Source organism: Klebsiella sp. WP3-W18-ESBL-02 (assembly GCF_014168815.1).
GTDB classification, from domain to species: Bacteria; Pseudomonadota; Gammaproteobacteria; order Enterobacterales; family Enterobacteriaceae; genus Kluyvera; species Kluyvera ascorbata_B.
Window position 1 is genome coordinate 4,542,365 of the sequence record NZ_AP021972.1, and the last position, 19,917, is coordinate 4,562,281.

Genomic DNA, 19,917 nt, shown 5'->3' on the forward strand with positions numbered 1-19,917 from the left:
ATCTATTCACCCTAATCTTGATCCATAGTTAGTTGACAAAGTTTCGCGATTTATGTGGCGCGCTACAGCCGGGCGGGTATTGCCGCTCGCCTTATCAATAATCGAACTATAGATATGGGGGATAATTTTGCTTACCCCAGCATCCAGCGCAATTTTCAGGATTTCACCGTAGTTTTCCAGATCGATCCCGCCGGTAGGTTCCAGCCAGAAGTCATGCCGCGCGCAGGCTTCGGCCACGGCAATAAATTCGTCGCGGTGTTTCAGGCCGCCCATCGGGAAGTATTTGATTGAGCTGCCGCCCATATCCTTCAGCAGGGCAATGGCGGTTTCCAGCGGCACAATGCCGTCCGGCGCGTTGCTGGAGAGCGGGCCGGTGGAGATTTTAACCATGCCGACAGTACCGGTTGGCGACACCAGGCCGTTGACCACGGTCTCGCTCTGTCCCAGCAGCGCGCGACTGGTTGCCACGCCGGTGAAGACCTGGTTAACGTGCTGCGGCTGCACCTGACGGGAAATTTCGCTGACCATCGCCGACTGGTTCGGGTCGCCTGCGCCCAGACCTACAGACAGTGCGTTATCAATCCGTTTTGCGTATTCACGCATATCGGCCACCGCGCTGGCGATGTCCGGATAGTTTTTGGAGAGCACGCCCACCAGCACATGACCTTCCGCCGCTTCATAAATCTCGCTAGCGTTCTGTTTGCTGCCCGCCAGAACGTTCAGGCAGACGCGGTCACGGTAAAAGTTTGGGGTCAGTTTCATGCGTTATTCTCCTTGTTCAACACTTCGGCAATACGGCGAGCCACAATCTCCAGCTGCTGGGCATCCACGCTGCGAACATCGGCTTCAATAATGCCTTCATTCGCCTTGTAGCCGCGGAAATAGATAGCGTATTCGCCCTGCTTCAGCGCGTTGACCAACGAGCCGGTATTCACGCCGGTCGTCGCCTCATCAAATTTAATTTCTGCGCGCGCGATATCTCGCCCGGCGCTGTCCCAGACGACGCGCGCGGTCACGCCGTTAAGCGTGTTGAGCTGCGCGATAAACGGCGTCATCTTCGCCACCATTTCAGCACCGCTCTCTTTGGTCGCCGTCAGGTAATGTTCAATGGCGCAGGTCAGGCCCAGAATGCCCTCTTTGCCCACCTTCATGGCGCGGCCGATGCCCATCGACTGACGTTTTACCCACTCGACGTACTGGGTTTTGCCAATCACCAGCCCGCTGGTCGGCCCTTCAATCGCCTTCGCACCGCTGTAGATAACCAGGTCAGCGCCCGCCTGGTAGTAGGCGTGCAGATCCTCTTCCGCCGCCGCATCCACAATCAGCGGCACATTATGGCTGCGCGCGACCGCCGCGGCCTGCGCGACGTTAAGCATGCTTTTCTGCACGCAGTGGTGAGATTTGATGTACAGAATAGCCGCGGTACGCGGGGTGATGGCTGCCGCCAGTTGGTCGGCAGAACACTCATTGGCATAGCCCGCTTCGACCAGCTTGCCGCCGCCCAGCGCCACCATCGTTCCCACCGGCGCGCCGAAGTTCACGTTATGCCCCTTCGGCAGCACAATTTCGTTGTTCTCAATCGGCGTCACGTGCAAATTTTCCAGCAGCCAATCGCTGTCTTTTACCAGCACCGCCGCCACGGATTGTGCGATACCGGCGGACGCACAAGACACCACCGTCGCCCCTTCTACACCCAGCAGCTTCGCGATATAAGCACCGGTTTTATTGACCAGATCTTTCATCTCAAAGTACTGATTCATCCCGGCCATCGCCGCTTCAACCACTTCCGGGCGCGGGGTAGACACCCCGAGCGCCGTCATGCGGCCTGAAGTATTAATCACTTGTTTTAAATCGTATTTCTCAAAAATCGAAGGCATTTTCCGCGCTCCCTTGTTCGGTCAAATAGCCCTTGCCCGCGCGAATCGCGGCAAGCGGCAGCAGAATCTTGTCAGCCTGTAGGCTCTCTTTTTCGGCATCCACCAGCACCGTAGGCGTCTGCGCGAGGGTAAACAGCGTGAGGTCCGCATCATAGCCAACCGCCAGCCGCCCTTTGTGCGTCAGGCGAAGGCCGTCGGCGGCGTGAGTGGTCACACAGTCAATCACCTGCGGTAGCGACATACCGATAGCGAGGAATTTTGACATCACCAGCGCCAGCGAGCGCACCGGGCCGTCGATGCGGTTACGGCAGTAGATATCAGAGCTGATGGTGTGCGGCAAAATACCCATCGCAATCGCCCGGCGGGCCACTTCAAAGCTGAAGCTGGCGGTGCCGTGACCGACGTCCAGACGCACGCCGCGCTTCAGCGCCCGAACGATAGAACTGCGCAGTTCACCTTCCGGCGTCAGAATGCGGTTAGGTTTGCCGTTGTAGCAGTGGGTAATGATGTCGCCCGAACTCAGCAGTTCGGCAATCTCGTCGAGGTTTGGCGGATTGTTGCCAATATGCACCATCAGCGGCAGGTCGCCGTTTTCTTTCTGAATCGCTTTACCCCGCTCCAGCGGCGTAATACCGTTTTCGCCGACCACGCTGCTGCTCATGCGCGCTTTCAAACCCACGATAAAGTCCGGGTGGCGCGCTACCGCTTGCTTCACCGCTTCGGCATCGATATTGGCCATATTGGCCAGTTCGTTCTGGGCAATCAGCCCGACGCGGGAAATATTGAGCAGCGCATAAACATCGGTCGCCGCTTTGCGGGTCAGCTGATAAAAGTCATCAACGTCGTCGGCGCCGGTGCTGCCCGCATCGATCACCGTGGTGACCCCGGTGGCGATACCCACGCTGTCCGGCTCGTCGTGATAAATCGGGGAATTCGGATAACAGTGGACGTGGGAGTCAATCCAGCCGGCGCTGACGTAATATTTGCCGTCCAGCACCACGGTTTTACGGGCAGGCGCGCTAATCTCGCCCAGCGCCGCGATTTTCCCGTCCAGAATGGCGATATCAGTCAGGGTATCGTCGACGAGGCGCGCACGGCGCAGGAGTAAATCAAACATATCTCTCTCCTGTTGGAATGGGGGGCGTGTAGGCCTGATAAGCGCAGCGCCATCAGGCAGCGTTGCCGGATGGCGGCTACGCCTTATCCGGCCTACCGCAAAACTTAGCTAATCGCTACCGGGAAGATGGAGCCGAGGATCATCGCCCCGAGGATCGCACCGCCGGTGATCGGCTTCTGCCAAATGTAGAACAGCAGCGCGCCCACCAGCGAACCGATACCGATAGGAATCGAAGCGGTCATGGCGCTGAGGATAATCAACGGGCCAAGGAAGCGGCCGGAGGCGTTACCCGCGCCCATCATCACGTCGGCCCCGTAGGTGGAGTCGCTCTGGTTAATGGTGAACTTACGCGCCAGGATGATGATGTAGCCAATCGCCAGACCAATCACCAGCCCGGTAATCAGGGAGGCGATAAAGTTGGTCACCGGGAACATGATGCCCGCGCCCAGCAGCAGCGCCGGGACGCCAAGGCCGACACCCGTTTGAATCGCGCCGCCGATATCAAGGATCCCCACCAGCGAACCTTCGATGATACGGGCGAACAGGAAGCTCGCGCCGAACGCCGCCACCGCGCCGTAAGCCCCGGTATCAATCCCGGCCTTCAGCATCGCCACGAAGGCCACTTCGTTGAAGGCGCCAATGCCGTAGAGGTAGTACATGTGCGTCCCGGCAAACACGCCGGAAGAGAGCAGGCCAACGAAGATCGGGAACGACCAGTCGGCATACCAAAAACCTTTATTCTGTTCCATATCAGGCTCCTGTTATTTACCGCTGATTGAGCTGTGGATCAGATCCAGCCAGTTCGGTACGGTCAGGTGGAAGGATTCAATCATCTTCATGTCGAAACCGCGGAAGAAGGCGCTCAGGACGAACAGCGCAACGATGGCGCCCATCATCACTTTGGTCACGCGGTGCCAGCCGCTCTCTTCAACGCCTTTACCAATCAGAATACCCAGCACCAGGCCCGGTACGGCGTTGCCCATAATCAGCTGCGCCGCGCCGCCGAAGATGGTGGCCCAGAAGCCGGATTTTTTGCCCGCATCGATCGCCGCCAGCCAGAAAATAACCGGCATCACGGTGTTCACCAGCAGGTTGGCTGCCGGAACCAGTACTTTAACTGCCGTCACCTGCAGCGCCTGCGGTACGGAAGAGGCGGTCAGGTTGAGGAAGGCCACCACAATCATGCCGATGATGCCGCAGGCAATCGCCATTTTTCGCGGATCATGCAGCGTCTCGCCGACGTTGCGATTCTTAATCATCAGCGCCGCCGCACCCCAGTTCGGGATAATGCGGTGGTCAACGTCCTGGGTGAAAGAACCTGCTGCAACGGAAGAAGCCCAGGCGTTAAAGAAGAAACCGAGGCCAAAGGAGAAGTGGGAAGCCGGATCGCCTTCACAGGAGTTCAGCTCGCCCAACGTACGAAACGCCCCCATCCCCTGCGTGGTGGGCGCATGAAACATGCGTGCCGCTCCGGCGCCCACGCCGACGCCAACCAGGCCGCCGATAATGAGCGATTTTATTAAAATTATCAGGAACATAGTCTGACCCTTTGGTAAAAATCAGGTTTGCGTGACGAAATCCACTTTATCGATGTCGATGGCGGTCACGTTGACGGTAACGTCCAGCTCCACGCTGTACGCTCGTCGTTCACGGCGTAAAAAGAAGAATAAAAATGCCTCTTTTCGTACCGCTTCGCGCGCATGAACAACCGCCACATCCTGTGGCTCAATACGCAGTAGGATGCGCGATGATGTTTTCATCACCGCTGCCTGCACGTGGTTCAGGGCATCGGCGAACGCCCGTGTTTTGCTCTCGCCTTTGCCCGTGACCCTCACCGTGGTGGTGAATTGCTCTTTCATATCAAGCGCCGTACTTCTTCTTCCAGGCCTCTACCAGGCGTTCGCCCAGCTCTTCTTTGTCCATAAAGCCGAAGCCCAGCACGTTGCAGCCTTCGTTGATGGCCGTCACGCCTTCTTCCACCGAACGCATGCCGTATTTTGCTTTGTAGCCGTACTTAGTCTGTGCGGTAATAGCGCCCGCGCCGCCGCTGCCGCAGAAGGAGATGCCGAAAGTGGCGTTCTCGGCCTTCATCATGTCGCCCAGCTTCATGTCGGCGGCTACGCCCGGTACTACAACTGCACGAGCACCGGCTTTTTCCGCGCCAGCTGCCACTTTTTGTCCTTTACCCAGGCGGTCGCCAATGACTACGGTGATCTGTTCCATTTATTGCTCCTTACAGGTTGTCTTTTGCTACTTCGAAGTGAACGGAAAGCAGCCACGCCTCTTCATCAGGCAGGTTGCCGAACTCCGCGACCACTTCACGGGCAAGCATCATTGAATCGTCAGAAATCTCTTCAAACAGGCTGGCATCCACTTCCGGCAGCGGCTCGCCGCTGATGGACCGGTGGGCCATGGCCCGCACGTGGGAGGTCAGCATTTGCTGCTGCACGTCGTTAGGGGTGATGTCGCGGCGGCGTAACAGTGCGAACACCTGCTGCAACATTTTGTCGGCCAGCCGTTCGGTCTGTAGCGCCTGCTCCCCTGCGTCGTGTATTACCGCTCCGTTATTCACTCGTGTTACCCCGCTAATGTCTCTGGGGATAAACCTAACGCCGGGGGGTGGGAGTTTGTAGCGAGTTGTTTTCCACTTCGAAGTGGAAAGGTAGACGGCTTGAGTGATCGGATTCACACATTCACCACGAAAATAACGATTTCGATATATTCGCGTGATGAATGTCACGTCTGTGGGACAAGGTCATTGGAAAAGTGCATGGTAAAACGAAGGTGAAAAGTGTGATATCGGTGAAGTTTTGCGGCAGAGAAAGACGGAAGGTATCGGGCGATACCTTCCGGAGAAAGGATTAGCGGAACTTCTTGTGGTTCTCGTTGCGGGTGGTTTTGAAATCTTCCGCGGCGGCCTGAGCTTCTTTCACTTTGCCCTCGTTCGCCAGCTTCAGAGCCCCGTCAATCTGACCAATCAGGGTATCCAGACCGTGGCGATAGTCTTTCATTTCAGCGCTGTCAGCCGCTTTGCCTTCCAGCTTCGGCGGGGTCTCTTTTTTGGCATCTTCTGCTGCGGTGCGCATCTTGGTCAGCGCCGCTTTCAGCTCACCGGCGTCGGTGGACTTCTGCACGATCTGCAGATTTTCCGCCAGGGTGTCCATATCTTCGCCCAGATCGGCAAACGCCGACGCCGAACCCAGCGCCAGCGCGGAGACCGCCAGCATCGCTACCAGTTTTTTACGCATTGCTCACTTCCTTTTTATTATTTAAGTAAGCGGGCGCTGCAGGATGCGCCCGGCACGTGATTACTGCCCGGCGATTTTCATCTCCGGTAACAGTACGGAACCACATTGAATATTACTGCGTGTCTCAATATCGTCGGCGATGGTGACCATATTGCGCCACATGTCTTTCAGGTTGCCAGCGATGGTGATTTCACTCACCGGATACTGAATCTCGCCGTTTTCAACCCAGAAGCCGGATGCACCGCGTGAATAGTCGCCGGTGATGCCGCTAACACCCTGCCCCATCAGTTCTGTGACGACAAGACCCGTGCCCATCTCTTTAAGCAACTTTTCAAAACTCAGGCCGCGCCCCTTGATACGCCAGTTGTGGATGCCGCCCGCGTGGCCGGTGCTCTTCAGGCCCAGCTTACGCGCGGAGTAGTTGGTCAGCAGCCACTGGGTGAGGATGCCGTCTTTAATAATATCGCGACGCTCGGTGCGCACGCCTTCGCTGTCGAACGGCGTGGAGGCCAGCCCTTTCAGCAGATGCGGGTGCTCTTCAATAGTCAGCCACTCCGGCAGAATTTGCTTGCCGAGGGAATCGAGCAGGAAGGTGGATTTGCGGTACACCGAGCCGCCGGCGATGGCGCCCACCAGGTGACCAAACAGCCCGGTCGCGACTTCATTAGCGAAGATAACCGGCGCCTGCATGGTGGAAAGTTTACGTGGTTCCAGGCGAGACAGGGTGCGGCGCGCGCACTCTTCCCCTACCCACTCCGGCGTTTGCAGGTCGCCCAGCGCACGGCCGATGGTGTAGGCGTAGTCGCGTTCCATGTCGCCGTTGGCTTCGGCAATCACGCAGCTCGACAGCGAGTGGCGGGTGGAGCTGTAGCTTTGCAGCATGCCGTAGCTGTTGCCGAACACCTTAATGCCGTAGTGGCTGTTGAAGCTGCCGCCCTCGGTATTCGTAATGCGTTTGTCCGCTTTTAGCGAAGCCTGCTCGGCGCGCGCGGCCAGTTCGATAGCCTCATCCGGGGTGACTTCCGCCGGGTGGAACAGGTCGAGATCCGGCGCATCAAAGGCCAGCAGCTCTTTATCTGCCACGCCCGCACACGGGTCCGGCGACGTGTAGCGCGCAATATCCAGCGCCGCCTGCACGGTACGGGCAATGGCGTCCGGGCTCAGGTCGGTAGAGGACGCGCTGCCTTTACGATTCTGGTGATAAACGGTGATCCCCAGCGCGCCGTCGCTGTTGAATTCGACGTTTTCGACTTCACCGTATCGCGTGCTGACGCTGATACCGGTGGTCTTGCTGACCGCGACTTCTGCGCCGTCCGATTGACCTGCCGCCAGCTCTAATGCCGTGGAGACTGCTTTTTCCAGCGCAATACGTTGTTCCGCAACTTGTGTGATCACTTTCATCGTCTAAGCCATAATCTGAGGTAAAGTTAAATGAAGTCTAACAGAGAACCCTTTCTCAGTATGCGCTCAAGCTGTTAGTATTAGCCTCTTTTTTAAGGAGCCTGAAATGACAAAGCAGCCCGAAGACTGGCTCGACGAAGTCCCCGGTGATGATATCGAGGACGAAGATGATGAAATTATCTGGGTCAGCAAGAGTGAAATTAAACGTGACGCCGAAGAGCTGAAGAAGCTTGGTGCGGAACTGGTGGATCTCGGGAAGAACGCCCTGGACAAGATCCCACTGGACGCCGACCTGCGCGCCGCCATTGAGCTGGCGCAGCGTATTAAAATGGAAGGCCGTCGCCGCCAGCTGCAGCTGATTGGTAAAATGTTGCGCCAGCGCGACGTTGAGCCGTTCCGCCAGGCGCTGGATAAGCTGAAAAACCGCCACAACCAGCAGGTTGTTGTTTTCCATAAGCTGGAGCAACTGCGTGACCGTATGGTTGATGGCAGCGATGAAGCCATCGAAGAAGTCATGAACCTGTGGCCTGACGCCGACCGTCAGCAGCTGCGTTCGCTGGTACGCAACGCCAGGAAAGAAAAGGCTGGCAACAAGCCGCCGAAATCTTCCCGCCAGATTTTCCAGTATCTGCGCAAGCTATCGGAACACCAGGATTAAGCTTCCGTAAAATGCCCTCTTCGTGAGGGTATTTTTTTGCCATTCGCTAACGTTGGCGCAGACTGTAGGCCGGATAAGGCGTTTACGCCGCCATCCGGCAATCTGCGCTTGCATCGCCTGATGGCGCTTCGCTTATCAGGCCTACCGGCCCATGACGACATCACGTAAATCGCTGTTGAAGCGCTGGTACTGCACCTCATCAATCGGCTGCGGGTAGCTCAGCACAATTAATTCGTGATCGGCGATACCGGCGTGATAGGTCGGATGCGTATGCGGCCACGGATTAGCGAAGAACCCTATGCCCTCATAAAAACGCAGGCGCTTGTGGGCAATGCCGGTGGTCAACGGGTCAATTTCCAGAATCGTTTTCGGCGCACGTTCGAGGATCTGCCCTAGCAGACGTTTGCCGTAGCCCTGAGAGCGTAGGCTGCTGTCAACCGCCAGATGTTCAATGTAGACGTAGCCGTCAAACGTCCAGCATCCGCTCATGCCAATAAACTGCTCACCGTCGAACCACGCTTCCAGTGCGTAGTGCGGCGAGTTGAGGGCGCGCTGTTTGGCGGGGAGTTCGCGCTGTTCGTGCCAGGGAAAGGCGTGGGTGTATAGGGTGTCCAGTGGGGGGAAGAAAACGGAGTCGGTTGAGGTAATTTTTTGAGCGGTTAGCATTTTTTGGGATTCCGGGGAAAGGGCTGGATCGAGCGAGCCCCCTCACTCCGGCCCTCTCCCCAAACGGGCGAGGGAGAAAACCGGCCGGGCCTTCTGCCCGCATGGCGAGGGAGAAAACCGACCGTGCTAGCGGCTCGATCGGTCCCCTCTCCCCCGTGGGGAGAGGGTTCGGGTGAGGGGAGAAAACCCGCTCAGCGCAACATCAGCGAATTACTCCTGCTGCGCTTTCTTCGCCAGCCCGTCGAGCAGCTTCTGATGAATGCCGCCGAAGCCGCCGTTACTCATCACCAGAATATGGTCGCCTGGCTCGGCGCTTTTGACGATCATATCCGCCAGCGTATCCACGTCGGCGCTCCAGTGCGCAGGCTGCACGCAGGCCTCTGCCACTTCCGCCACCTGCCACGGGATATGCTGCGGCTGCAGCAGGAAGACTTCGTCCGCGCGGCCCAGCGATGGCGCCAGGTCGTCTTTGCAGACGCCCATTTTCATGGTGTTCGAGCGTGGCTCCAGCACGGCAATAATTTTCGCCGTACCGCCGACTTTACCGCGCAGCGCTTGCAGCGTCGCGAGGATAGCCGTTGGGTGATGTGCGAAGTCGTCGTAAACGCAAACGCCGTTAGCTTCACCGCGCAGCTCCAGACGGCGGCGGGCGTTAATAAAGCTACCCAGCGCGTTGGCCGCATCGGCCGGGGTCACACCCACATGACGCGCGGCGGCAATCGCCATCAGCCCGTTATGCATGTTGTGTTCACCCACCAGGCCCCACTTCACTTCGCCGACTTTTTCACCGTCGAGCAGCACTTCCCACTCGGAGGCGTCGGTATTGAGTTTCTTCGCCTGCCAGTGGCCCTGTTCGCCCACCAGCTCCTGTTCGCTCCAGCAGCCCATCGCCATCACCTGCTTCAGGTTCGCGTCGTTTTCCGGCAGGATAATGCGGCCCTGGCCCGGAACGATGCGCACCAGATGGTGGAACTGTTTCTGGATAGCTTTCAGATCGTCGAAGATGTCCGCGTGATCGAACTCAAGGTTGTTGAGGATCAGCGTACGCGGGCAATAATGCACGAATTTAGAACGCTTATCGAAGAACGCGCAGTCGTATTCATCGGCTTCAATCACGAAGAACGGGCTGTCGCCCAGACGCGCGGAAACCTCAAAGTTGCCCGGCACGCCGCCGATAACAAAGCCCGGCTTATAGCCGCACTCTTCGAGGATCCAGGTCGCCATCCCGGCGGTGGTAGTTTTACCGTGGGTACCGGCAACGGCCACGACCCAGCGATCGCGCAGCACGAAATCGTGCAGCCACTGCGGCCCGGACATGTACGGAATGTTCTTCTCCAGCACCGCTTCCACGCACGGGTTACCGCGCGTCATGGCGTTGCCAATGATGACCAGGTCAGGCTGCGGATCAAGCTGGCTGGCGTCATAGCCCTGAATTAAATCAATGCCTTGCTTTTCAAGCAGCGTGCTCATCGGGGGATACACATTGGCATCCGAACCCGTGACTTCGTGACCCAACGAACGTGCCAGCATCGCCAGACCGCCCATGAAGGTGCCACAAATACCCAAAATATGAATGCGCATACGTCACTATCCTTTTTTTATCTGCCCCGCATTTTACCCATATGTTTGCCGGCAGAGAAATGCATTTCAGGATATTCCGTAGTTTGCTGGCGCGATTCACCTATGCGATTTTTTTTTATTCTTTGTTAGTATTGTTGCAGCCGTTTTACTCAACATCCACTGTCAGGGAAAGTGTTATGAAAACGTTAGGTGAATTTATTGTCGAGAAGCAGCACGAGTTCTCTCATGCTACCGGTGAGCTCACTGCTTTGCTGTCGGCAATAAAGTTAGGTGCCAAGATCATCCACCGCGATATCAACAAGGCCGGTCTGGTCGATATCCTGGGTGCCAGCGGCGCTGAAAACGTACAGGGAGAAGTACAACAAAAGCTCGATCTGTTCGCGAACGAGAAACTGAAAGCAGCGCTGCGTGCACGTGATATCGTCGCCGGTATCGCCTCCGAAGAAGAAGACGAAATCGTCGTCTTTGACGGCTGTGAGCACGCAAAATACGTGGTCCTGATGGACCCACTGGATGGCTCATCTAACATCGACGTTAACGTCTCTGTCGGTACCATCTTCTCTATCTACCGCCGCGTGACCCCGGTGGGCACCCCGGTTACCGAAGAAGACTTCCTGCAGCCGGGTAACCGCCAGGTCGCCGCTGGCTATGTGGTTTATGGCTCCTCAACCATGCTGGTGTACACCACCGGCTGCGGCGTGCATGCCTTCACCTATGACCCGTCGCTGGGCGTGTTCTGCCTGTGTCAGGAGCGCATGCGCTTCCCGCAGCGCGGCAGCACCTACTCCATCAACGAAGGGAACTACATCAAATTCCCTAACGGCGTGAAGAAATACATCAAATTCTGCCAGGAAGAAGATAAAGCCACGCAGCGTCCGTATACCTCCCGCTATATCGGCTCTCTGGTCGCCGACTTCCACCGTAACCTGCTGAAAGGCGGCATCTACCTGTACCCAAGCACCGCCAGCCACCCGGAAGGGAAACTGCGCCTGCTGTACGAGTGCAACCCGATGGCATTCCTGGCGGAACAGGCCGGCGGTAAGGCCAGCGACGGTAAAGAACGCATTCTGGATATTCAGCCGGAAAGTCTGCACCAGCGCCGTTCGTTCTTCGTCGGCAACGACCATATGGTTGAAGACGTTGAGCGTTTGATTCGTGAGTACCCGGACGCGTAATCGTAGCATCCCGGCCTACATCACCCTGTAGGCCGGATAAGCGAAGCGTCGTCCGGCACGATACGGTGATATAGCCGGATGGCGGCGTAAACGCCTTATCCGGCCTACAATATCGGAAACCTGATTAAGACACCTGCAACCTGAACGACGCCATTGCCGCCGTCAGCGCCTGCGACTGTTCTTCCAGCGAGCGGGTTGCCGCAGAAGACTGCTGTACCAGCGCCGCGTTCTGCTGCGCGGTTTCATCCATCTGGCTCACCGCAATATTGACCTGCTCGATGCCGCGGCTCTGCTCCTGCGAAGCGCTGGCGATTTCGCGCATCAACTTCGTCATGCGCATGACCTCACCGGCAATCTCGTCCATGGTTTCCCCGGCCTGCTGCGCCAGGTCGCTGCCTTCGTTCACGTGAGTCTGCGAGTCGGCAATCAACTGGCGAATCTCTTTTGCCGCATCGGCGCTGCGGCTGGCGAGGTTCCGCACTTCCCCTGCAACAACGGCAAAACCACGCCCCTGCTCACCGGCGCGGGCCGCTTCTACCGAAGCGTTCAGCGCCAGAATATTGGTCTGGAAGGCAATACCGTCAATCACGCCGAGGATGTCGGCAATACGTTTGGCGCTACCGGTGATATCCTGCATTTTCTCAATGACATAGCACACCATCTCGCTGCCGCGATCGGCGGTATCGGAAACCGCCTGCGCCAGTTTATGCGCCTGATCGGCGTTGTCGGCGTTCTGCTTCACGGTGGCGGTCAGCTCTTCCATACTGGCGGCGGTTTGCTCCAGCGAAGTCGCCGTGGATTCCGTACGCTGCGCCAGATGGTTGTTGCCCGCCGTCAGCTCGCGGCTGCCGACATCAATCTGCGAACTGGCGTCACGCACCCGCAGCACCGAGTTCATCATCGACTCGCGCATACCGGCAATCGCCACGTTCAGGCGTTGAATCTCCGCGCCGCTGGCTTCCAGCGAGGCAGGGGTTAAATCGCCGCTGGCCACGCGCTCCAGTTGGCCAATCGCCGCCGCCAGCGGCTTCAGCAGCAGATGACGCAGCTGGAACCAGCCCAGCGCCATCACGCCGGCGGTCAGCGCAATAGCGATGATCATCAGCGTCAGTACCTGATTTTTCGTGCTGTGCACCGCCGCCACTTCTCGCTGCCCGCGCGATTCGCCCCAGTCCTGGAAAGCATGAACGGCGTTATCAAACTGACGGGAGACGGGAATCATGGTCTTTTCCAGCAGATCATAATAGCTGTCGACATTTTGCTGATTCAGCGCCGTCAGCATCGGTTTGATCGCCTGAACGTTATAAATTTCAAAGCTTTTCGCCACATTAGCCATCAGCTTCGCGCCGTCGGCATCGTCCATCGATGACTGACTCACGCGGGTGATGATCTTCTGCGCCATGGCCACTTCCCCGTCCAGGCCTTTAACGGCTTTCGCCGCATCATCCAGCATACCGATTTCCATCAGCCTGACCGCCTGGCTGGCTTCATTACGCGCGCGCAGCAGCAGCGTGTAACCTTCGTTGAGCTGGGTCATTTGCTCGCTCTGCAGGTGGTCGATGCGCTGAAGCGAAGCGGAACTTTGGGTGAGAGCATAAATGCCGATGCCGCTGACCAGGATCAGCAGGAGGGTCATCACGGCGAGCAGGGACAGCAGGCCGGTACGGATAGAGAGCGTTTTTAGCATCATAGTGTTGTCCGGTAGCAGGGGTACTGTTTGGCGTAAATGATTGGTATCGGCTGCTACCGGAAAAACTTTAGCGTTTCAGTATGTTAGTTCTTTGTTAGCGAAACATCGACGCGGGTTACTGCGGCATTCTGCCGGTTCTCCCACATCACCGTTAGCCCGCGCTGAAGGGCGATAAAAATAAACAGCAGAACCCCGATGGCAATCTTAGTCCACCATGAACTCAGCGTGCCGTCGAAGTTGATGTAGGTCTGAATCAGCCCCTGAATCCCCACCCCGAACAGCGTCCCCAGCACCGTACCGACACCGCCGCTCAGCAGCGTGCCGCCAATCACCACTGACGCGATGGCGTCGAGCTCAACCCCCACGCCCGCCAGCGCGTAGCCCGCCTGGGTGTAAATTGAGAAGACAATACCCGCCAGCGTTGCCAGCCCCGTCGACAGCATATAAATACGCACGATGGTGCTGCGGGTTGGGATGCCCATCAGATTGGCCGAGGTGGCGTTACCACCAATAGCGTAGACCTGGTTGCCAAAGCGCGTGCGGTGGGCAAGAAATATCCCCAGCACCACGATCAACAACATCAGTAGCCCCATGGCGCTTAGCCGTCCGCCGCCGGGGATCGTCCACGCCAGGCCGGAAAGCGTGTCGTACAGCGGATGATCGATAGGAATCGACTCTTCAGACACCAGATAGCTGACGCCGCGCAGGAAGAACATCCCGGCCAGCGTAATAATAAATGCCGGGATCTTCAGTGCATCAATCAGCCAGCCCATAAACGCACCGAAAGCGCAGCCCATCACCAGCACCAGCGGGAAGGCCACCAGCGGCGACAGCCCCCAGTAGCCAATCGCTTTGGCAAGGAAAACGCCGGTAAAGGCGATCACCGAACCCACGGAAAGATCGATACCGCCAGAGAGGATCACAAAGGTCATCCCCACTGCCACAATGCCCAAAAAAGCGTTGTCGGTCAGAATATTGCAGATGACCCGCGTCGATGCGAAGCCGGGAAACTGGGTCAGGCAGTAGAGATAGCCAAGCACAAACACGCCCAGGGTGATCATCAGCGGCAAATGACGTTTTATCATGGCCCCCGCCTCCTCTTCAGCAGTTGAATAAATCGCGGAGACTGGACGATGAGAACGCACATCACCACCACCGCTTTGACCACCTGATTCAGCTCCGGCGGGAAGCCGGAGAGCAAAATCCCGGTGTTCATCCCCTGAATAATGAGCGCACCGACGACCGACAGCAGCAGGTTAAAGCGCCCGCCCATCAGCGAGCCGCCGCCGATCACCACCGCCAGAATGGCGTCCAGCTCCAGCCACAATCCGGCGTTGTTGGCATCGGCGCCGCGAATATCCGCCGCCACGATGGTACCGGCAATCGCCGCGCAAACGCCGCTCAGCACGTAGGCCAGCATCACCACAATACGGGTATTCACACCGGCGTTTTTCGCCGCCCGAATGTTGATGCCCACCGCTTCAATAAACATCCCGAGCGCGGTTTTACGGACCAGTACCCAGAAGATCACCAGCGTAAGCAGCGCGATAATCACCGGGGTCGGAAATAACAGCAGCTTACCGCTGCCGATCCACGCCAGCGACGGCGAATCGAAGGTAACGATCTGCCCGGAGGTGATCAGCTGCGCCACCCCGCGTCCAGCCACCATCAGGATCAGCGTGGCGACAAACGGCTGGATTTTAAGGATCGCCACCAGAATGCCGTTCCACAGCCCCGCCAGCACGCCGGCACCCAGCGCCGCCAGCAGCACAACCGGTAGACTGTGCCCGGCGACGGTCATGGAGGCAGCGGTCGCACCAGCAATGGCCATCACCGCACCGACGGAAAGATCGATACCGCCGGTGGCAATCACCAGCGTCATGCCGATCGCCAGCAGCGCCACCGGGGCCGCGCGGTTGAGAATATCAATCGGGCTACCGAACAGGCGGCCGTCCTGAAGCGTGACCTGGAAAAAGTGCGGTGCCACCAGACTATCGACCAGCAGCACCAGAATTAACGCCGCAATCTGCGGCATGCCCGGTGGCCAGCGGAAACGGCGCTCGGGCTTAGCGGGTTGAGGAACGGTTCGGGGCATCACGGTTAACTCCTTAGGCCGCAATAGCGTTCATGATGGCGGGAACGGAAAGCTCAGCGAGCGGGATCTCTGCCACCTGTTTCAGATCGCGCATAATGATCACCCGGTCGGCGTAGCCCACCAGCTCTTCCAGCTCGGACGAGATCACCAGCAGCGCCAGGCCATCCGCACAAAGGGTTTCGATCAGGCGGATAATCTCCGCGTGCGCGCCCACGTCGATCCCGCGCGTGGGTTCATCCAGGATCAGGAACTGCGGCCGCGTCAGCAGCCAGCGCGACAGCAGCACCTTCTGCTGATTGCCGCCGGAAAGAAACTCCACCGGCTGCTCGGCGCTGGGCGTGCGGATCGCCAGCTGGCGGATAAAGCGCGCCGCAATCTCGTTTTGCTCTTTACGCGGAATCGGCCGTAGCCAGCCGCGCTGCGCCTGGAGCGCCAGAATGATGTTCTCCCGCACCGACGCGGCGGCAATAATGCCGTCGGTTTTGCGATCCTCCGGGCAGAAGCCGATCCCCAGACAGGAGGCCTGATGCGGCGATCGCAAGGTTTGCGGTTTTCCTTTGATCGTCGCCTGGCCGCTGTCGGCGGGATGAATGCCGAAGATCACCTCCGCGGTTTCGGTGCGCCCGGATCCGAGCAATCCCGCCAGGCCAACGATCTCGCCGGGCCTCACGTGCAGATCGAACGGCGCGATGGTGCCTTTTTTGCCGTACCCCTCGAACGAGGCGACCGGTTTATCGCTCAGTAACGTACGCCCGGCGCGCTGCAGCGCCTGATGCTCCAGCTCACGGCCGAGCATCATTTTGACCAGTTCAATTTGCGGCAGCTCGCGCGTTTCCCGGCAGCCGACGAACGATCCGTTGCGCAGCACCGTGATCCGATCGCTGACCGCATACACCTGATCGAGGAAGTGGGTGACGAAGATCAGGCTAACGCCCCGATCGCGCAGCTGGCGCATCAGGGTGAACAGCATCTCAACCTCTTTGGTATCCAGACTGGCGGTGGGTTCATCGAGGATCAGCACTTTTGCCGACAGGTCGATCGCCCGGCAGATAGCCACGATCTGCTGCATCGCTACGGAAAAACGGTTCAGCGGTTCACGCACGTCGAGGGAAAAACCGTAGGACGCCATCAGCGCCGTGGCGCGTCGCTCCATCTCTTTACGCCGCAGAAAGCCACATCGCTTCGGCTCACGGCCAATAAACAGATTATCCGCCACCGACATGTTCGGCAGCAGGTTCACTTCCTGGTAGACCGTCCCGATACCCAGCTGCTGGGCATGGGCGGTGTTTTTCGGCTGAATTTGCTGGCCTTCAAGCCAGATGCTGCCGCCGTTGGGGTGATAAACGCCGGTCAGCGCTTTGATAAGCGTGGATTTGCCCGCGCCGTTTTCGCCGAGCAGCGCCATAATTTCACCGCGCCGCAGACTGAAGTTGACGTTATCCAGCGCTTTGACGCCGGGAAAGTACTGACAGAGCCCCTCGGTGCGGAGGATTTCCGGGTGTATCTTGACACCTAAGTTTAGAACAAAGGAAAAACCCGGAATTACGTTGGATCTCGAGGAAATAAGTTGGATCTAGATACCCTGTAAAATGGTCTCAAAACCACGTCAGACGTGCTATATGCGGTTTTCAGCCCGGTATCATGATTTGGTTTAATCCACGAAACAGAGGTGAAATGTAGCCATCTAATAAAATTGGATCATTCTGGGTTAATCTGAAAAATGACAGATAAAATGTGAACGACATTTCATTTTGTTTAATTGGAATTTAAAATTTTAATTCCTGACCTTTACGAGGTTTAACTTACTGTTTTTGATCAATATATCCATGCGTATATTTTACCCACCGTGCATCTTGCCACGCAACAAACACTCTCGAAATCGACCTTTCTATTTTCCGGGAAAAGACAAAGTGTCTTTTCCCTTATTTTATTAAATATAGATCATTTTCAATGAATTACGTGTGCAGCACGTCTTTTTAAAAGAAAGTAAAAACACGCCATAAATGAATTAAAATTCACATTTTATGCATTTAAACTCAAAAAAGATAAAGAGGTTGATACCCGGATTAGGAGCGAACAGCCGTTGCAAAGCGCAGCCCTCTCGTATAAAGTTAATGACGTCACCCCACATGGTGACCGGGCGTGAGAACCCGGAATTAAAAGGCGGAACAGAAGACGCGCCTTGCGTCTTTTTTGTTGCCATGATCTACTAATAGACAATTGTACGTCTGTAATCCGTCTATGGTGGCTCAGGCGGGGCAGCTTTCGGGCTGGCCGGTTTCCCTTTTAGCCGGTTTCTCACCCCCGTCTGGGTCACCACCCTAGAGCGTGAGAACTCTTGGTGGTGGCAAGTAAGCCAATCATAAAAGGGTTTATCATGGCTACTGCTCACAAAAATCAATCCGGTTTTATCTGGCTTTTCCTTGCCGTTCGTCGTGCCGATCTCCTTAGCAAACCTCATCGTGAAAGCGTTATCGCTCCTGATGAAATTTCCGCCCGCAGACAGCTTGCCGGGCGCTTTGTGCTTTCTTTCGCAGGTCGAATCCCTTGCAAGGCGGTGCATCATGGCTGATATGAGAAACATCCGGACTGTAGAAGAACTTATATCTGGCGTTTTGTCTTACAAACTTAATCGTGAATCCGAAGATAGTCTGCTCGATGACGTTCTGGCGCATCATGATTCCGTTCTTGGTGGCTTGCGCCTGATGGGGCGTTTATTAGAACAGAATGCAATGACGGCAAGAAGCCGTAAAATTGGGCCGGATGAAATGTCGGGTGATGAACTTGAAGACCTGGGTAAATATATGTCTTCCACAGCGGATTTACTGTCCGGGCTGAGCACTGCTTTATGCGAGCTGGCCTCAAACTCCAGTCTGCGAAGGAATTCCAGCAAATAAAGACAGATTGCACAGAATAAAAAAAAGGAGCCTCGGCTCCTTTTTTTATCAATGAAGCGCGTTAATCCTCACTTCCAGCGTTTCCCGGATATTCTCAATTCATCCCAAAGCTGATGCGGAGGAAGTCTTGAAAAAGCTGAGGTTTCTCACAGCTGGAGACGAGCGTCTGTTAGATGAATATATAAAGAACAATCGCTATCGTAACATTACCGATAATATCCGATATGTCAGAACACTGGGTTATGAAGCCTCCCGGGCTTCAATGCACAGATACATGACCGTGATTAGAGTGAGGAATAATGGTCAATACTAATGTTAAGAACTCATTTAGCAATCTGCTTAAGTACCCACCTCATAAGGACATTACGGCGATAAATAAATTTATTGTTTCAGGGTGTTTTAGCAGAACAACACCAGAAATTCTTGAGTTTATTAAACGCTCTGGATACACAAGTGATATAACCAGTATTTTTCACTATGTAAAACTGATCAAAGAACAATTAGACGCGGCAAAGGAAAAATTCGATCAGGATATTGAAATTGAATTCTTCTGCGATGTTGCCGGGACTATGTGTTTTGACGACTTTATGCATGTTTATGATAAAGATTCATTCTATCATGAAATGGTTAAGTTTAACCCTGAGTTTAATTTTCATGGCGACCTTGCAAAAATAAAACGCCGGGCATTTATGGCGCTAAAGGATAGTGAATTACAAAAGGTTGGGGGTAACATATCTATTTATCTTGGTGCACTGGAGTTTGCACTTAAGAAAATAGGTGTTAACCCAGAAGAGGAAATTAACGGAATGAGTAAATCACTAGTTGCCATGATGTATATCATGAGAACTATTGGAGGCACTCAGATTTACTTACCAAAAGGTGATGTTCTTAACAGAATAATTAATGAGGTCGATATATATACCGATGGTTATATGATGGATGCTCAAAGTATCGCAAGGAAATACGGTGTTAGTTTTCGAACGGTCAGTATTGTATCAAAGCGTGTTAGAGACGCAATAAAAGAATACGAGGGATGACATGACATGAAATTAAATAAAGAATTATTCAGTGCAGGCATCAGTCTTGGTATTGAAACCATGAGAAAGAATCTCCCGGAGCCGCTCAGACATATTGAGCAGGGTGTCATTATTGCCTGCAATGATATTGGGCTTAACCCGGAACATGAAATTAATGGTGTTTCATTTGTCGGGCGCGTCATGTTGCGGGTAATGGAAATTCAACTGGGTGAAAAACTGATGCCGGAAAGTGAGGAGGATTGCTCTCACCTTATTTTTTGCACAAAGGTTGCAGCATACGCAGACATGTTCGGTACGGATAAAGCATCGGATGAGTATGGTCTGACAACAAAACAGGTCGACGATATCTGCATTGCAATACATGGCTTTCAGGAAAACGTCTCCGGCATTGAATGTGATGCTAACAGGAAAACGCACTAACGGTCTTCTGAGCGCGTCTTAAGATGAGGCTATCTACTGGTATTCATCTCAAGCC

The 19,917-nt window shown here is 55.7% G+C and carries 22 protein-coding genes and 1 pseudogene; 7 read left to right on the plus strand and 16 right to left on the minus strand.

Going from position 1 to position 19,917, the window contains the following annotated elements; genetic code table 11:
- Nucleotides 1–6: 6 nt before the first annotated feature.
- The 10 genes from dagF to pmbA all read right to left on the minus strand — a co-directional run bounded on the left by dagF (nt 7) and on the right by pmbA (nt 7,643).
- Nucleotides 7–762 (minus strand): 2-dehydro-3-deoxy-phosphogluconate aldolase, encoded by a 756-nt coding sequence (gene dagF / locus H7R56_RS21860; RefSeq protein WP_182928416.1) that lies wholly within the window; start codon nt 760–762, stop codon nt 7–9.
- Entirely contained in the window at nt 759–1,877 is a 1,119-nt protein-coding gene (locus H7R56_RS21865) for a DgaE family pyridoxal phosphate-dependent ammonia lyase (RefSeq protein WP_106927572.1), read from the minus strand. The genes dagF and H7R56_RS21865 overlap by 4 nt, the downstream gene beginning before the upstream one ends.
- Entirely contained in the window at nt 1,861–2,994 is a 1,134-nt protein-coding gene (locus tag H7R56_RS21870; protein WP_182928417.1) for an amidohydrolase/deacetylase family metallohydrolase, read from the minus strand. The genes H7R56_RS21865 and H7R56_RS21870 overlap by 17 nt, the downstream gene beginning before the upstream one ends.
- Before the next feature lie 104 nt (nt 2,995–3,098).
- Nucleotides 3,099–3,743, minus strand: a complete 645-nt coding sequence (locus H7R56_RS21875) for a DUF4310 family protein (RefSeq protein WP_065358444.1) — start codon at nt 3,741–3,743, stop codon at nt 3,099–3,101.
- Between the two features lie 12 nt (nt 3,744–3,755).
- On the minus strand, nt 3,756–4,532 hold the full coding sequence (locus tag H7R56_RS21880) for a DUF4311 domain-containing protein (protein WP_065358445.1): 777 nt from the start codon (nt 4,530–4,532) through the stop codon (nt 3,756–3,758).
- A gap of 21 nt (nt 4,533–4,553) precedes the next feature.
- A complete protein-coding gene (locus H7R56_RS21885) occupies nt 4,554–4,853 on the minus strand; it encodes a DUF4312 family protein (RefSeq protein WP_106927568.1) in 300 nt (99 codons plus the stop codon).
- A 1-nt stretch (nt 4,854) separates the two neighbouring features.
- On the minus strand, nt 4,855–5,217 hold the full coding sequence (locus H7R56_RS21890) for an SFCGS family glycine-rich protein (protein ID WP_004206501.1): 363 nt from the start codon (nt 5,215–5,217) through the stop codon (nt 4,855–4,857).
- A gap of 10 nt (nt 5,218–5,227) precedes the next feature.
- Nucleotides 5,228–5,566 carry a glycine dehydrogenase gene (locus H7R56_RS21895; RefSeq protein WP_106927566.1) on the minus strand — a complete coding sequence of 113 codons (339 nt, stop codon included), beginning with the start codon at nt 5,564–5,566 and terminating at the stop codon, nt 5,228–5,230.
- Nucleotides 5,567–5,855: 289 nt separating this feature from the next.
- The gene (cybC, locus tag H7R56_RS21900; protein ID WP_106927565.1) at nt 5,856–6,242 is read right to left on the minus strand and encodes a cytochrome b562; all 387 of its coding nucleotides are present in this window, start codon (nt 6,240–6,242) and stop codon (nt 5,856–5,858) included.
- 60 nt (nt 6,243–6,302) lie between these two features.
- Nucleotides 6,303–7,643, minus strand: coding sequence for a metalloprotease PmbA (gene pmbA / locus H7R56_RS21905; RefSeq protein WP_106927563.1), 1,341 nt, complete (start codon nt 7,641–7,643; stop codon nt 6,303–6,305).
- Between the two features lie 106 nt (nt 7,644–7,749).
- Here pmbA and yjgA point away from each other — a divergent pair, with 106 nt between their 5' ends.
- Complete coding sequence (gene yjgA, locus H7R56_RS21910; RefSeq protein ID WP_106927561.1) at nt 7,750–8,301, plus strand: ribosome biogenesis factor YjgA; 552 nt, start codon at nt 7,750–7,752, stop codon at nt 8,299–8,301.
- 141 nt (nt 8,302–8,442) lie between these two features.
- Here yjgA and H7R56_RS21915 read toward each other — a convergent pair whose 3' ends face one another.
- Complete coding sequence (locus H7R56_RS21915) at nt 8,443–8,967, minus strand: GNAT family N-acetyltransferase (RefSeq protein ID WP_106927559.1); 525 nt, start codon at nt 8,965–8,967, stop codon at nt 8,443–8,445.
- 210 nt (nt 8,968–9,177) lie between these two features.
- Nucleotides 9,178–10,548, minus strand: coding sequence for a UDP-N-acetylmuramate:L-alanyl-gamma-D-glutamyl-meso-diaminopimelate ligase (gene mpl / locus H7R56_RS21920; protein WP_106927557.1), 1,371 nt, complete (start codon nt 10,546–10,548; stop codon nt 9,178–9,180).
- A 176-nt stretch (nt 10,549–10,724) separates the two neighbouring features.
- On the opposite strand from mpl, the gene fbp reads away from it, so the two are divergent.
- Nucleotides 10,725–11,723 (plus strand): class 1 fructose-bisphosphatase, encoded by a 999-nt coding sequence (gene fbp / locus H7R56_RS21925; protein ID WP_106927555.1) that lies wholly within the window; start codon nt 10,725–10,727, stop codon nt 11,721–11,723.
- A 124-nt stretch (nt 11,724–11,847) separates the two neighbouring features.
- Here the strand turns inward: fbp and H7R56_RS21930 are convergent, their stop codons facing one another.
- The 4 genes and pseudogenes from H7R56_RS21930 to ytfR form a co-directional block, all read right to left on the minus strand.
- Nucleotides 11,848–13,410, minus strand: a complete 1,563-nt coding sequence (locus H7R56_RS21930) for a methyl-accepting chemotaxis protein (protein WP_106927624.1) — start codon at nt 13,408–13,410, stop codon at nt 11,848–11,850.
- Between the two features lie 86 nt (nt 13,411–13,496).
- The gene (gene yjfF / locus H7R56_RS21935) at nt 13,497–14,498 is read right to left on the minus strand and encodes a galactofuranose ABC transporter, permease protein YjfF (protein WP_106927553.1); all 1,002 of its coding nucleotides are present in this window, start codon (nt 14,496–14,498) and stop codon (nt 13,497–13,499) included.
- A pseudogene (ytfT, locus tag H7R56_RS21940) lies at nt 14,488–15,508 on the minus strand (galactofuranose ABC transporter, ATP-binding protein YtfT); the annotation flags it as partial. The gene yjfF and the pseudogene ytfT, both read right to left, overlap by 11 nt.
- Before the next feature lie 13 nt (nt 15,509–15,521).
- Nucleotides 15,522–17,012 carry a galactofuranose ABC transporter, ATP-binding protein YtfR gene (gene ytfR, locus H7R56_RS21945; protein WP_182928703.1) on the minus strand — a complete coding sequence of 497 codons (1,491 nt, stop codon included), beginning with the start codon at nt 17,010–17,012 and terminating at the stop codon, nt 15,522–15,524.
- Nucleotides 17,013–17,749: 737 nt separating this feature from the next.
- Here ytfR and H7R56_RS28090 point away from each other — a divergent pair.
- From H7R56_RS28090 to H7R56_RS21970, 5 genes are all read left to right on the plus strand, one after another.
- Complete coding sequence (locus H7R56_RS28090) at nt 17,750–17,833, plus strand: hypothetical protein (protein ID WP_413782714.1); 84 nt, start codon at nt 17,750–17,752, stop codon at nt 17,831–17,833.
- Nucleotides 17,834–17,885: 52 nt separating this feature from the next.
- The gene (locus tag H7R56_RS21955) at nt 17,886–18,080 is read left to right on the plus strand and encodes a host cell division inhibitor Icd-like protein (protein WP_182928409.1); all 195 of its coding nucleotides are present in this window, start codon (nt 17,886–17,888) and stop codon (nt 18,078–18,080) included.
- The gene (locus H7R56_RS21960) at nt 18,073–18,405 is read left to right on the plus strand and encodes a hypothetical protein (RefSeq protein WP_182928410.1); all 333 of its coding nucleotides are present in this window, start codon (nt 18,073–18,075) and stop codon (nt 18,403–18,405) included. Before H7R56_RS21955 ends, H7R56_RS21960 begins: the two co-directional genes overlap by 8 nt.
- 299 nt (nt 18,406–18,704) lie before the next feature.
- Nucleotides 18,705–19,442, plus strand: a complete 738-nt coding sequence (locus H7R56_RS21965) for a Mor transcription activator family protein (RefSeq protein WP_182928411.1) — start codon at nt 18,705–18,707, stop codon at nt 19,440–19,442.
- Between the two features lie 6 nt (nt 19,443–19,448).
- Nucleotides 19,449–19,862, plus strand: coding sequence for a hypothetical protein (locus H7R56_RS21970; protein WP_182928412.1), 414 nt, complete (start codon nt 19,449–19,451; stop codon nt 19,860–19,862).
- Nucleotides 19,863–19,917 lie beyond the last annotated feature (55 nt).

What these genes read in the sequence shown, in the direction of transcription:
- H7R56_RS21875 (WP_065358444.1), bottom strand. Translation starts at nt 3,743, where the DNA reads ATGGAACAGAATAAAGGTTTTTGGTATGCCGACTGGTCGTTCCCGATC.
- yjgA (WP_106927561.1), top strand. Translation starts at nt 7,750, where the DNA reads ATGACAAAGCAGCCCGAAGACTGGCTCGACGAAGTCCCCGGTGATGAT.
- pmbA (WP_106927563.1), bottom strand. Translation starts at nt 7,643, where the DNA reads ATGAAAGTGATCACACAAGTTGCGGAACAACGTATTGCGCTGGAAAAA.
- dagF (WP_182928416.1), bottom strand. Translation starts at nt 762, where the DNA reads ATGAAACTGACCCCAAACTTTTACCGTGACCGCGTCTGCCTGAACGTT.
- H7R56_RS21955 (WP_182928409.1), top strand. Translation starts at nt 17,886, where the DNA reads ATGGCTACTGCTCACAAAAATCAATCCGGTTTTATCTGGCTTTTCCTT.
- H7R56_RS21960 (WP_182928410.1), top strand. Translation starts at nt 18,073, where the DNA reads ATGGCTGATATGAGAAACATCCGGACTGTAGAAGAACTTATATCTGGC.
- H7R56_RS21880 (WP_065358445.1), bottom strand. Translation starts at nt 4,532, where the DNA reads ATGTTCCTGATAATTTTAATAAAATCGCTCATTATCGGCGGCCTGGTT.
- H7R56_RS21930 (WP_106927624.1), bottom strand. Translation starts at nt 13,410, where the DNA reads ATGCTAAAAACGCTCTCTATCCGTACCGGCCTGCTGTCCCTGCTCGCC.
- mpl (WP_106927557.1), bottom strand. Translation starts at nt 10,548, where the DNA reads ATGCGCATTCATATTTTGGGTATTTGTGGCACCTTCATGGGCGGTCTG.
- H7R56_RS28090 (WP_413782714.1), top strand. Translation starts at nt 17,750, where the DNA reads ATGGTGGCTCAGGCGGGGCAGCTTTCGGGCTGGCCGGTTTCCCTTTTA.
- H7R56_RS21870 (WP_182928417.1), bottom strand. Translation starts at nt 2,994, where the DNA reads ATGTTTGATTTACTCCTGCGCCGTGCGCGCCTCGTCGACGATACCCTG.
- H7R56_RS21965 (WP_182928411.1), top strand. Translation starts at nt 18,705, where the DNA reads ATGGTCAATACTAATGTTAAGAACTCATTTAGCAATCTGCTTAAGTAC.
- yjfF (WP_106927553.1), bottom strand. Translation starts at nt 14,498, where the DNA reads ATGATAAAACGTCATTTGCCGCTGATGATCACCCTGGGCGTGTTTGTG.
- H7R56_RS21890 (WP_004206501.1), bottom strand. Translation starts at nt 5,217, where the DNA reads ATGGAACAGATCACCGTAGTCATTGGCGACCGCCTGGGTAAAGGACAA.
- fbp (WP_106927555.1), top strand. Translation starts at nt 10,725, where the DNA reads ATGAAAACGTTAGGTGAATTTATTGTCGAGAAGCAGCACGAGTTCTCT.
- H7R56_RS21885 (WP_106927568.1), bottom strand. Translation starts at nt 4,853, where the DNA reads ATGAAAGAGCAATTCACCACCACGGTGAGGGTCACGGGCAAAGGCGAG.
- H7R56_RS21865 (WP_106927572.1), bottom strand. Translation starts at nt 1,877, where the DNA reads ATGCCTTCGATTTTTGAGAAATACGATTTAAAACAAGTGATTAATACT.
- H7R56_RS21970 (WP_182928412.1), top strand. Translation starts at nt 19,449, where the DNA reads ATGAAATTAAATAAAGAATTATTCAGTGCAGGCATCAGTCTTGGTATT.
- cybC (WP_106927565.1), bottom strand. Translation starts at nt 6,242, where the DNA reads ATGCGTAAAAAACTGGTAGCGATGCTGGCGGTCTCCGCGCTGGCGCTG.
- H7R56_RS21915 (WP_106927559.1), bottom strand. Translation starts at nt 8,967, where the DNA reads ATGCTAACCGCTCAAAAAATTACCTCAACCGACTCCGTTTTCTTCCCC.